The 12781-nt window shown below is 40.8% G+C and carries 9 protein-coding genes; 5 read left to right on the forward strand and 4 right to left on the reverse strand.

What is annotated here, in order from left to right; all coding sequences use genetic code 11:
* Positions 1–277: 277 nt before the first annotated feature.
* Genes ACFEL9_RS08985 through ACFEL9_RS08995 form a run of 3 tightly spaced genes read right to left on the reverse strand, consistent with a single transcriptional unit; the run spans position 278 to position 2149 of the window.
* Positions 278–691, reverse strand: coding sequence for a c-type cytochrome (locus ACFEL9_RS08985; RefSeq protein ID WP_385888635.1), 414 nt, complete (start codon positions 689–691; stop codon positions 278–280).
* A gap of 16 nt (positions 692–707) precedes the next feature.
* Positions 708–1991 (reverse strand): PQQ-dependent sugar dehydrogenase, encoded by a 1284-nt coding sequence (locus tag ACFEL9_RS08990; protein WP_385888638.1) that lies wholly within the window; start codon positions 1989–1991, stop codon positions 708–710.
* A 17-nt stretch (positions 1992–2008) separates the two neighbouring features.
* Positions 2009–2149, reverse strand: a complete 141-nt coding sequence (locus ACFEL9_RS08995) for a hypothetical protein (protein WP_385888643.1) — start codon at positions 2147–2149, stop codon at positions 2009–2011.
* A gap of 122 nt (positions 2150–2271) precedes the next feature.
* Between ACFEL9_RS08995 and ACFEL9_RS09000 the strand changes: the two genes are divergently transcribed.
* The 5 genes from ACFEL9_RS09000 to ACFEL9_RS09020 all read left to right on the forward strand — a co-directional run bounded on the left by ACFEL9_RS09000 (position 2272) and on the right by ACFEL9_RS09020 (position 11531).
* Positions 2272–3279, forward strand: coding sequence for a LacI family DNA-binding transcriptional regulator (locus tag ACFEL9_RS09000; protein ID WP_385888646.1), 1008 nt, complete (start codon positions 2272–2274; stop codon positions 3277–3279).
* Positions 3280–3747: 468 nt separating this feature from the next.
* Positions 3748–4629, forward strand: a complete 882-nt coding sequence (locus tag ACFEL9_RS09005; RefSeq protein WP_385888649.1) for an AraC family transcriptional regulator — start codon at positions 3748–3750, stop codon at positions 4627–4629.
* Between the two features lie 304 nt (positions 4630–4933).
* Positions 4934–7879 (forward strand): endopygalactorunase, encoded by a 2946-nt coding sequence (locus ACFEL9_RS09010; protein WP_385888650.1) that lies wholly within the window; start codon positions 4934–4936, stop codon positions 7877–7879.
* A 178-nt stretch (positions 7880–8057) separates the two neighbouring features.
* The gene (locus ACFEL9_RS09015; protein ID WP_385888652.1) at positions 8058–9635 is read left to right on the forward strand and encodes a hypothetical protein; all 1578 of its coding nucleotides are present in this window, start codon (positions 8058–8060) and stop codon (positions 9633–9635) included.
* Between the two features lie 207 nt (positions 9636–9842).
* Positions 9843–11531, forward strand: a complete 1689-nt coding sequence (locus ACFEL9_RS09020) for a glycoside hydrolase family 28 protein (RefSeq protein ID WP_385888654.1) — start codon at positions 9843–9845, stop codon at positions 11529–11531.
* A gap of 29 nt (positions 11532–11560) precedes the next feature.
* Here ACFEL9_RS09020 and ACFEL9_RS09025 read toward each other — a convergent pair whose 3' ends face one another.
* Entirely contained in the window at positions 11561–12376 is an 816-nt protein-coding gene (locus tag ACFEL9_RS09025; protein ID WP_385888656.1) for an ATP-grasp domain-containing protein, read from the reverse strand.
* Positions 12377–12781: the final 405 nt, after the last annotated feature.

Here is a 12781-nt window from a genome sequence, read left to right on the forward strand (position 1 = left end):
CCTTTTTGCTACCGCAAGGATGTTGCTAACACTTAAAGTTACACCCTTTAAAGAGTAAAAAATATTGATGTTCCCAAATTAATTTGTTTAAGTTCAGAGTGCCTAAGTGAGTGATTAAATCACAGTGCCCTGCCAACGCAATTAGGGCTACAGCCTCTGCACACATCCTTAAGGAGTCGCTGAAAATCAGGCACCTTTTCTTTTTAATCTATCATTTAGTCTTTCTACTCGCAAAGTCAAAAGAAGATTTCCAAGCCTATTTCAGGAATAGATAACATCATTTCGTCCTGGCCCGAACGTATTTCACATCACCTGGTGTAACAGATGTAGCTCTGTTGCTAAAACTATTGCGGATATAAGTGAGTACATCAGCGATTTGCTGATCAGTAAGATAATTGAAGGGCGCCATTGTATTACTGTATATTTCCCCGTCTATTTCCTCATGACTATCCATCCCTTTTAACACAACCCGGATCAATTTTGTTTTACTCCCTAATACATAAGATGTTTTTTCCAACGGTGGATTAAGCTGCGGTACTCCGCCCCCATCTGCCTGGTGACAGGTAATGCAATAACTGTTATACACTTTTTTGCCTCTTTCCATGGTTGCTTTATCTGGTAACTGCGACGCAGCAAAAACAATTAATGCAATCAATAACACCGGTATCAAAAAAATAACTCTTTTTTTCATATTTCACTGCTGCTTTTTAATTTCCCTTGTAAACAATTTTATAAATAGTTCCTTTTGCATCGTCACTCACATACAAAGAGCCATCCGGCCCCTGCGCTAGTCCACACGGCCTGTGCTTTGCTTCACGGGTAGACATTACCGTTTCAACACCAGCGAAGCCATCTGCAAAAACCTCCCAATCGCCACTGGGTTTTCCGTCTTTGAAAGGTACAAATGCCACATAAAAACCTTCCTGCTTCTCCGGCGAACGATTCCATGATCCATGAAACGCAACAAAGGCCCCGTTCCTATATTTTTCAGGAAACATATCAGCCGTATAAAACAACAATGCATTCGGCGCCATATGTGCAGGAAAAGCTACAACCGGTTTTTCCATTCCTTCACACCGGCCTGTTGTCTTACCATCACCGCCATATTCAGGAGCCAGCATTTTTTTATGCCGCTGTACATCAAAATAACAATAGGGCCATCCACAATTAGCACCCTTCTTAATCATAAACATTTCTTCCGCGGGTATCACTGCATTTTGTTGCGCCGTAAAATATTCCGGGAACATATCTAACTGATCACGTCCATGCTGTACTACAAACAATTCATTAATTTGATAGTTCCAATCTAAACCCACTACGTTGCGCAAGCCTGTAGCATAGCGAACTCCATCATTATATGATTGATCAGCTTTATCTGCCCTGAATTGCCAGATACCTGCAGCGGTATCTAAAAGCGGACAGGGATCCTTTCCTTTTGATCCCTTCCCCCTATCCTGTTCCTGGCATGAATTGGAAGGAGCGCCAATGTTAACGTAAATATTCCCTTTATCATCAAGCACAATTGATTTGGTATTGTGTTGCCTGCCGTTGACCAAGCCTTTAATAATTCTTTCCGGGGCATCAGGGTTTATTACCTCGCCATTTTCATCCAACTTATACCGGTATACTTCATCATTGGAAGAAGCATACAAATAATCCTCTTTAATGGTGATGCCGGTGCCTCTATAAGTGCCGAAACTTTTTGCATCATCAAACCTGCCGTCGCCATTTGTGTCTTTCAACCTGACAATTCCTTTTCCTCCTAACAGTCTATCCAATTTAACATAGATGGCTCCCTGCGCCGTTGTCACGATGTGACGGGCTTTACCAAGACTGTCAGCAACAATCGACGCCCCAAATCCTGTGGGTAATTTCAAACCTGCGTTACTATCACGCCATACAATTCCTTTAGTTGCCCTGGTTGAATCGTTTGCATAGGAAATAATTGCTACTAAAGAAATCAATAACACACTTAAAAAAGGTTTTATCATACTAACTTTTTTGTAATTTATAACCAAGGGCCTACCCCATCCATCAGTCCCGCCAGTTTTTCAATACTGGCACGACGGGTAAGAGCATGTACATACCCTTTTGAAGTTCGCTTTAATCCATCGCAAATAAAGATATATTGCTGACGGACCACTTTCAAAAATTGTCCTATTATTCAACTATATTAGCATACCGTTTAGCCACTATATTTGAAATATCTACCTCTGGAAATTGTCACTGAAATTTGATAGCTGCTTAAAAATAAAATCTGTACACCACCGGATGGATAATATAAATTTAAAAAGACTGGCTGAAGAATTAAAGCTGTCAGTGTCGACGGTATCACGGGCATTGAGAGATAGCCATGAAATAAGCCCGGAGACAACAGCACGGGTAAAAGCGTTGGCAATAAAGCTGGGCTTTCAACCCAACCCCCATGCCAGCAGCCTCAGGAAAAGCAAGAGCAAAACCATCGCTGTGGTTGTACCTGAAATAGAAAATAACTTTTTTTCACAAGTGATGAATGGCGTAGAAGCTGTTGCGCAAAAGAAAGGTTATCATGTATTGATCTACCTGACCCATGAAGACCATACCAGGGAAAAAGATATCCTTCAGCTATTAAGAAACGGAAGAATAGATGGATTAATGATATCTGTTTCGAATACAACTAACAGTTTTGAGCACCTGCAGGCATACCAGGAAGGCAATACACCCTTGGTTCTTTTTGACAGGGTATGCGAAAGTATGAACGTTCCCCGTATAACAACCGATGATACAGACGCAGCATTCAAAGCAACCGAACACCTTTTGAAAGCAGGTTGCAAGAGGGTCGCTTTTTTATCTATGGCCGGAACACTTTCTATCAGCACCAGGCGAAAATTGGGTTATAAAAGAGCGTTGGAAATGTATGGCCTTGAAAATGATCTGACACTGGAGTGTACTACCAGTGATGATGAGAACCGTCAAATCATCCGTGACTTTCTTGAAAAAGAAAAAAATGTGGATGGCATATTTGCTGCAGTGGAAAAATTAGCTGTCAATACTTACCAGGTCTGCCAGGAATTAGGCATCACTATACCGAAGAAAATTAAAGTGATAAGCTTTTCTAATTTGGCTGCGGCTGCATTGTTTGATCCACCCCTTTCTACTATTGTCCAACCTGCATACGATATCGGCAAAGAAGCCGCCAACATACTTTTTAAAATCATTGAGAAAAAGATGATTTTACCCACTGAAAGGAAAATGATAATTCCTTCTCAAATAATTGATAGAAGATCTACGGCTAAATAGCCGTTAAAAAATCCGCATAATTAATAACGTTACACTGCTTAACATTCCATGTCATTGATTTTACCTGCAGAACTTTTTAAAAACGAAAACCAGGATGACTGGTTTATAGTGGAATATTTTTTAAGAGAATATTTGCATAGACTTTGCCGGGAACGATTGCGTAATTTTTTTATTACAGTTCCCGAAGATCGATTAATTTGACATTCAGAAAACCTGTTTTTTGCTTTCCAGGTAGCGATTTTATACTCCGGAAAAGCATACCAGAAGAGGCTAAAAATACTAAGACTCTTCATCTACTTTTCGTCATTAAATCATTGATTACATATTGATTACTTCGCATACCCAGTCACGAAAACGTTTGCGTAAGATTATGATAAACGCCCACCTTCTATAAGCTAAATTGGCAGTAGAAATTCGTTTTTACAAAATTTCCACGTAAAGACTGCTTATTAACGAAAACGCTTGCATATGCGACCCCAATTATTAAAAGTCTGCAATGAACCGCAGTACTCCTTCAGTGTTCGCCAGGATCTTGTTCCATATGTTAACAATCGCTGGCATTATCACGCCGAAGTTGAGTTAATCCATTTTAAAAAGGGTGAAGGCACCCAGTTTATCGGTGACAGCATCAAACAATTTAAAGCCGGCGATGTCGTACTGGTTGGTTCCAACCTGCCGCATTACTGGCGATTTGATGATTCGTATTTTGAAGAAGAAGCAAAAGAAAAAGCTGATGTGAGAGTAGCGCATTTCTGCGAAAACTTCTGGGGCTCCCAGTTTCTCCAACTGCCCGAAAACGTTCACATCAAGGGACTCCTGGATAGAGCTAAAAGAGGTTTGCAAATAACCGGCAAGACCCGATACAAAGTGGCTGAACTCCTGGAAGCTTTATTACAAACGGATAATAATTACCGTATTCTTTTATTAATGGAGGCACTCACCCTGATAGCTGATTGCAAACAACTGCAACCTTTATCTTCCATCGGCTTTAAATATGACCTGGTGGAAAATGAGAAAGACCGTATCAAGGCCATTTATGAATACAGCATCAAAAACTTTAAACGTCCTATTCAACTGGAAGAGATTGCAAGCGTTGCTAATATCAGCCCTAATTCTTTCTGTCGTTATTTTAAATCAAAAACAAGAAAGACCTATTCACAATTTTTAATTGAAATCAGAGTAGGTCATGCCTGCAAATTGCTGATTGAAAATAACCTTAGTGTAAAACAGCTCTGTTACGAAAGTGGCTTTAATAATTTTACCAGTTTCCATAAGTATTTCAAGCTTATCACCAACAAAAGCCCTCTTACCTATCAAAAAGAATTTATGGGAGAAATGGCTAAAGCCTAGATCCTATTCGATTGTACATGTTAAGATGATTGAATAAACAGGCAACCTTCGGGATGCCTGTTTGCTATATTCTCTTTTTTTGCATCATCTGCATATTCCTGATTTTTTCACCGTATAAGGTCGCATTGGAACGGCAAAACGGTAGCAGCTTATCGCTTGTTATAGTCACATCACTATTGCTGTGGTTCAGACACCTGGTTATATCAACCACATTTTGCTAATTGAGGTTAGTTGATAGTAATTCTTCCTTATTTGCCTGCGGGGCTTTGAAATAACTTTACTCTTTACTCAAACGTTACTGCGCATGATGAAAATGCACTTATTTATCATAACATTTGTAGTTTTAATTATATCTGCATCAGCTCAGCAAAACAAGATATCCCGGGCAGGTGTTGAAATTGTCCCAAACCGTTCTACGCATATCAGCCGTATCACTCCTGATAGTATTATCGTACTCACTGGTTCCACTTATTCGTTCACCGTAGACACTCCGGAAGACGAGGGATTGGTATCCCTAAAAACAAGCATACAAGATCTTCTTTCCCAGGTTCGCTCCAAAGTTGGAACGAAACAACAATACCATGTAATTGATCAAAATGGAAGGATCAAAAACAGCGGTGACGTTGACACTGGTGACCGTCTTGTGGTAACGATACCGACCAGTAAAAAAAGAAAGACCTATTATCTTAATACGAGGCCTGGTGCGATAGGCGGTCAGCTTAGAATAGAACAGGATTCTATCACCGTCAATGGCACGACCAATATTACTCTCCATTTTACGGCAGGTCAGCGAAGTCCCGATGCTACTGTGAGTATAAATATTCCTCCTGGTATATTGGTAAATATGGACAATACAACCGTAAATGTTATTGGCCGCGGAGAAGTCAAATTAAAAGACCTGGCTAGGCAATCTATTGGTCGCACCGGTACCAACTATTCGTATACAGTTGTTGGCGAAGTTCTCTTACGAAAATCTGCAGACGGCGGCACTTCACTTGTATTCAATCATCTTGATTTGCGACCTGTCAATGGCGCAGATCTTACAATCGTTATCCGGGATATTAACATCTCGGGGATTGGTCATTATCTTTTTCAAGCAAACTATACTACGTCAAAACCGGCAGTATTGACCAGCCCTGGCGTCGGTGCGGAAACAGCCTTATTGACAGTAACAAAAAATATTTCTGATTTAGAGCGATTAACTGACAAATCCCTTCATTATAAAGAAACAACTGACACCTATACAAAGCTTTACCTTAAATGGAGTAATGTGAGCACCCCAGGTGTCCAGGTAATGCAATCAATTGATAACGGCAAAACCTGGACTAGAGCAAATGCTGTGATCGATACACAAAAAGCAATGGCCGCCATCAGCAACCTGACTCCTGATCAACTCTATACTTTCAGGATCTTTGTTAAAGAAGGCTCCTGCAAAGGATATTCCAATATAGTACAGTTCTATTCCGGCAAAATAGATATTAAAAAATTCGGTGTTAAAGGAAATGGCGATGATGATGATACTGAAAAAATAAACCAGGCAATCAACCGGCTTCACGAAATGGGTGGCGGCACTCTTCTATTCAGCGATGGAATCTACAACGTGCGAACGATCCATTTGAAAAGTAATGTATACCTGTTTATCAATAAAGGAGCAACGATCAAAGCGATCAAGGGTGCGGATACACCTGAATCTACCTGGTTCAGTGATAAAAAATATCGTTCAGGATTATCACCCACTGACGTTGGCCCATATGCTGATCCGGAAAACTACCTGACCAAACAAGATGTAGGTCATCATTACTTTCGTAATACTATGTTTTTCGGAGAACGGCTGGATAATGTCAAGATCATTGGCAATGGTTATATCACCGGCAACGGCAACCTGGTTACCAGCGACAAAGTGATGAATAATGCCCCGGATAATCGTGCTGATAAAATGTTTACATTAAAACTCTGTACAAACCTGGAAATAGGTGGTATTTACCGGGAGAATGATCTTTGGTATGATTCGACACGGGATGAACCATACTATATCAGGAAAGATGGATCGCGGGATTTTGATACGGATAATATGCTGAAGATAGATCGCGGCGGACATTTTGTTTTATTAGCCACGGGGACTGACCATATTAATGTGCACGATACCTATTTTGGCAGAGACAACTCCTCTAATGCCCGCGACATTTATGATTTCATGGGTTGCAATGATGTAACCGTGACCAATATTTATTCGAAAGTAAGTTCAGATGATATAGTAAAACCAGGTTCAGATTGTTCACTCGGTTTCACCCGGCCAGCAAAAAATTACAAAGTGCGGAACATCATAGGTGATACCAATTGCAATCTTTTTCAAATCGGTTCTGAAACGGCCGATGATATCATGGATATTCATGTAGATAATATCTATGTGCTGGGCGCTAACAAGGCAGGCTTCTCTATCTCTACGAATGATGGGGCCCACATCAAAGATATTCATCTCAATTGCGGGCACACCGGTATCCTTCATTCGAGATCAAGGATGCTTCGTACGTTCACTCCTTTTTTTATTTCAATTTCAAACCGTGGACGAATATTAGGCGCCGGCGTTAGCCGGTTTAAATTTGATGAAAATGGGACAAAACATGATGAATTGCTCGTTACTAACGTCAATATCGGCGTGGTAGAAAATATTATTTTAAATGGTATTGACATTAGCGAAGTATATGGCGGAAGTTCTTATGGCGTCAACAAACCCCGCTGGAAAGCTTATGATGGTTCGCAACGCAGAGCTACTCCTATTGTTGCAGGCTACAGCTTGCCTGATACAAAAAATATAGAAGGCGGTTTAACGTTTCAGTTACCCAATGGCAAGCATACGGGCTACATTAAAAATATTGTTTTCAATGATATGAATCTGTTGGTGAAAGGGGGAAATCCACTATCTGACACAGCCGCCAGCCCTCCCGAATTAGGTGTCGGACAATATAACGCATCTAACCTGAAGGTCCAGCCATCGTATGGGCTCTGGGCAAGACATGTAATGGGACTCACTGTAATGAACTGCAGCTTTAATTTTGAGAAACCCGACAATCGCTATGCGCTTTTTCTTGATGATGTGATAGGTGCAACAATCACAGGTATAAAAATGGTAAAGTCAACGGAAATTAATAATGCGATAAAGCTTAAAAACTCATCAGCTGTTTCTATTGAGAATGCAGTTTATTACCAGAATGAGCAGCGTAAATCCCCAACCTTATCTACACAGAAATAATTGCGACCAGGTAATCAGCAAGCGATTAAAGATGTAGCTGGCTAAGTTCCTCAGGTGCGGCAGAGACTGAAGCTTTTACATTAGCAAACTATTCAGCTATTCTGGCACAGACGTTTTTCTCTGTAAAAAAAGTCGGAATATTATAATGGATATTTATTCTTTATAACTTTTGTTTGCTATGCCAATCTTCACGTATAAACGAAAACTGCTGGTCACTTTTTGTGTTGTCTGTGCCTGTTCGTTCAAACAACTTCATAGCCCATCGTGGCAGTCCTCATTTGTAAAAACAAATAAAGATGGCTCGCTTAAATCTATACCGGATGAATATGGGAATATCATTCCTGATTTCAGCCAGGTAGGTTACTACCGGGGTGATAAAAAAATACCGGATATAACTGTTGTAAAAACAATATCGCCGGCTCCGGATGGCAGCAGTGAAGCTATCATACAGGCAGCCATAGATGAAGTGTCGAAAAAAAATGCGGATGCCAATGGTTTTAAAGGAGCTATTCTTTTAAAGAAAGGCGTTTATAAAATTCCTGGTTCTGTAAAAATCCAATCCTCCGGTATTGTATTGCGCGGCGAAGGCGATGAAACCATTCTTATCGCCGAAGGCAACCAGCGAAGACCACTTATCAATGTATCAGGCACCGGAAAAATGGAGAAAACCGGCGCCAGCGTAGCAATCGCAGATGAACATATCGCAACCGGCGCCACAAGTTTCAAACTAACTTCAGTTGAAGGATTTGTCACAGGCGATAAAATAATTGTAGAACGGCCCGGCACTGATACGTGGATCAAAGACCTGAAGATGGACCAGATAGAAAACCGGGGTGGCACCCGGCAATGGCAGGCTAAGGAATACGATCTGCGGTTTGAAAGAGTGATCACGAAAATAAACGGCAATACTATCACGATTGATAATCCCATCATGATGCCCATGGAAAAAAAATATGGTGGCGGCTTTGTCTATAAATACCAGTTCACGGGACGCATATCGCATACAGGCGTTGAAAACCTGCAATGCCAATCAACTTTTATCAGTGATACAGCGGAAGATCACTCCTGGGATGCAGTGCGATTTGATAAAATAGAAAACGGTTGGGTTCGACAGGTAACATCACGTTTTTTCGCATTCGCCTGTGTCAACCTCCTGGGTGATGCAAAATTTATTACCGTAGACAATTGTAAAAGTTTAGAACCAAAATCTGTGATCACGGGTGGCCGGCGTTATTCATTTTGCAATAACGGGCAGATGAATCTTTTTACCAACTGTCATGCGGAAGAAGGACGTCATGATTACGTAACAGGCGCCAGGGTATGTGGCCCGAATGTATTTTATAATTGTACGGCTGTAAAAACAAATGCTGACATTGGTCCGCACCATCGCTGGGCGGCAGGCACTTTGTATGATAACATAACCACCGATGGCGATATCAATATACAAGATAGAGGCAATTGGGGAAGCGGTCATGGTTGGGCAGGCGTAACACAGATAGTATGGAACTGCACCGCGAGACGGGCGGCGGTACAAAACCCGTGGGTCTCAGGAAAAAACTATTGCATCGGTTTGAAGGGTGAAAAATATGAAGGTCGACTGAAAGGCCGACCGGATGCGGAATGGGAAGGACAGAATAAAGATGGGTTGCAACCGGAATCGTTGTATAAGGCACAATTGAAAGCAAGAAAAAAAATTAATTCATACAATAGATACAATAGGAAAAAAACTCTTTTGATTTCACGCAAAGCTACATAAGGAGCAAAGTCGCAAAGGGAGAACTTCCTTAGCGTCGGATTTGCTTTGGGCCTTCGTGACACCATACCATAAATCTTTGTAAACTCCTTTGATTTCACGCAAAGCCACATAAGGCACAAAGTCGCAAAGAAAGAACTGTCTCAGCGCCTTATTTACTTTTCGCCTTTGCGTGAAAAACCAAACCACAATATTATAAATACAATTCTCATGAATGAAAAAAATTCTCTCTCCCGCCGTCAATGGCTGGGACGTGTCACTGTTCCGGCGCTTACCGTAGCCGGTGCAAGTATGATTGGTGTAAAAGCTGTGGCAGCACCTGGCGTACCGGATGGTGATAAACTGTCGGGAACCCGCATTTATAATATCCAGGATTATGGAGCTAAAGGCGATGGCAAAACATTGAACACTGCTGCTATACAATCGGCCATCGATGCCTGTCATAAAGATAAAGGTGGTACGGTGCTGATCCCTGCCGGTGATTTTATTGCAGGTACATTGGAGTTAAAATCCAATGTTACGATACATATAGCTGCTGCAGGAAAATTATTAGGTAGTCCCAAACGCGAAGATTATACAGCCGGTAAGGGAGTTCCTTCGGGCAATGGCAATATCATTTTCTTGTTTGCTGTGAATGCGCATAATATTTCCATTGAAGGAAAAGGAACGATGGATGGCAATGGTCTCGCCTTTTATAATGGAAAAGGAGATAATACAGGTCCGGGCCAAAATGGTGTTGGCGGTAATTTCGATCGGCCGCACCTGGCTATCTTTTATCAATGCGATAACCTACGCATGCAGGATACTTTTTTTACCGCCAGTGCCTATCATTGTTTTCGCATACTCAGTTGCAAACAAGTGTACATTGATGGCGTAAGAATTTATAACCGGGTGAACAGGAACAACGATGGTTTTCATTTTAACAACAGCGAATATGTGCATATAATGAATTGCGATGTGCAATGCCAGGATGATGCCTGTGCTTTGTTTGGCAGCAATAAATTTGTAACGATCACCAATTGCAGCTTCAGTACCCGCTGGTCCATCTTTCGTTTTGGTGGCGGTGAGTCGCAGAATATAGTAGTATCCAATTGTTTGATCTATGATACCTACGGTTGCCCCATCAAGATCAGTGCAGGCAGGGCAAGCATTGAAAATTTTAGTTTTTCTAATATTATCATGCGGAATGTTACAGGACCAATTGGAATTGGATTCAGCGGCCCATCGAATAATAATTCAAATAACAACAACCAGTCAACCACAAAACCTTTTATCCGCAATATCTCATTCAATGGCATTCGTGCAACGGTAGTGGCTAAACCAATCAATCACCCGGATATACATTTTGGGGTAAGTATACGGGAAGGTGAAAAGAATTCCTGCATTACCTTAAATGCGATGGGAGAATATTACCTGGAAAATATCAGTTTTACTGATGTGCATGTAAGCTATGCCGGTGGCGGTACAGCGGCACAAGCGGCTAAGGCGGTGCCACAGATAGCGGCGGAATATTTTGGCGTATGGGATCCTGCTCCCGGCGGACCACCGGCTTATGGTTTGTATGCCCGCAATGTAAAAGGCCTCACATTACAAAACGTCCGATTTGAATATGACCAACCGGATGCGAGACCCGCCATTATTTTTGACAATGTCCAGGACGCCACCATTAATGGTTTGAGTGCAAAGGGAAGTTCAACAAATGAGTTGTTGCGTTTCATCAATTCAAAAGATGTTTTGCTGACTGCAACAAAAGTATTGACACCTGCTGCAACTTTTCTTCGGGTGGAGGGTGCATCGAGTGAGGGCATTATGGTAGATGGCGGTGATCTGAGAAAAGCGGTACAGGTTATTTTAATTGAAAATGGTGCGGCGAAAGAATCGATGAAGATGAGAGTATAATTGCCTTGCAAGGTTTGGACACGTCTCAGTTAGTTGCAGCATGCTTCTCTAAAATATTCACTGACTGATTTAACAATGTTTTCAATATCTGCATTGTAAAACCCTGCTCCATTCATACACCCACATTCTACAATGTAATATTCATCACCGCATAAGCAAATATCCATAACAAAGATATCATGTGGTGTATATTCCTGGCATCTGTTTTCAGCAAACGCCACTACTTCTGGTGGGCATCCTCTTTCTTTTCTTAATTGAAAATATTCACGGTATTTTGACGCTGCAACAACTTTTTTATTAACAATCCAAAGACGCCATTCATACTTTATATTGTAAGGCTCTGATACAATTATCTTGCTTTCCAACGACAAATCTATATTTCCAACAGTTTTCAGTTTTTCGTACCATTCCCCTATCTCGTTAAACTTTTTAACCTCACCTGCGAATGACTTATTATCATCATTTGGACGGATGAATAATAACTTTCCACCATCATACCTGCAATTCATTAAATCCTTAAAAGTGGTAACAGACGCTTCATAATTTAACATGTGTCTTCCCCATTTTTTTATATAGTTTTCAATTGAAAATGTGTCGGGGTTAAAAAACAATCCATTTTTTGTTTTCCCATTTTTATAAATCAGCTTATTAAAAGTGGTTGACCCATAATAAATATTACAGGGGTTTACTTTAAAATCAGGCAACTCTGTTGTGAAAGGAATAATATTTATTTCAATACAATTAACATTATGCTTATTACAAGCTTCCCTTAAACCATTCAAATCTTCCTGACTCGTTAGATTTTTTTGAACAATCCATTGCACATCCTTCACTTGTTTATTCATGAACTCAAAGTTAAATAAATGAGGCTTGTCAGCAACAGTAGCAACAGAATTTCCGATAGGAATCGGGATGCTGAATTTCTGCTCATACTTCGACTTCTCAACAAGCTCAGAGCTCAGTAGAATTCATCCAGCATAAGAATCCGCTGGTTGGTGGAACGGACGGGATAGTAGTAATGGCAACCTGTTATACAAAAAGGTACACCGCATTCTGTAGTGTACTTAAGCAAATGTTGTTTACAAAGAAATTTCAGCTTATCGTTAACCTTACTTGTTGACCTTATCGTTGCAGATCGCTGTATTCTTCTTTATTTTTTTGACCCGGGTGTAAAAGATAGAGCAATCGATAAGTAGTTCAGAAAATGAAACAAAGTTTAAGCAGTTTTCCTTACAAAAATTGTTCTACTA

The sequence above is a fragment of the Terrimonas alba genome, from assembly GCF_042434975.1.
GTDB classification, from domain to species: domain Bacteria; phylum Bacteroidota; class Bacteroidia; order Chitinophagales; family Chitinophagaceae; genus Terrimonas_B; species Terrimonas_B alba.

Bases quoted from the DNA above. Each gene is read 5' to 3' on its own strand.
- ACFEL9_RS08985 (WP_385888635.1), bottom strand. From the start codon at position 691: ATGAAAAAAAGAGTTATTTTTTTGATACCGGTGTTATTGATTGCATTA.
- ACFEL9_RS09010 (WP_385888650.1), top strand. From the start codon at position 4,934: ATGATGAAAATGCACTTATTTATCATAACATTTGTAGTTTTAATTATA.
- ACFEL9_RS09015 (WP_385888652.1), top strand. From the start codon at position 8,058: ATGCCAATCTTCACGTATAAACGAAAACTGCTGGTCACTTTTTGTGTT.
- ACFEL9_RS09005 (WP_385888649.1), top strand. From the start codon at position 3,748: ATGCGACCCCAATTATTAAAAGTCTGCAATGAACCGCAGTACTCCTTC.
- ACFEL9_RS08990 (WP_385888638.1), bottom strand. From the start codon at position 1,991: ATGATAAAACCTTTTTTAAGTGTGTTATTGATTTCTTTAGTAGCAATT.
- ACFEL9_RS09020 (WP_385888654.1), top strand. From the start codon at position 9,843: ATGAATGAAAAAAATTCTCTCTCCCGCCGTCAATGGCTGGGACGTGTC.
- ACFEL9_RS09025 (WP_385888656.1), bottom strand. From the start codon at position 12,376: ATGAATAAACAAGTGAAGGATGTGCAATGGATTGTTCAAAAAAATCTA.
- ACFEL9_RS09000 (WP_385888646.1), top strand. From the start codon at position 2,272: ATGGATAATATAAATTTAAAAAGACTGGCTGAAGAATTAAAGCTGTCA.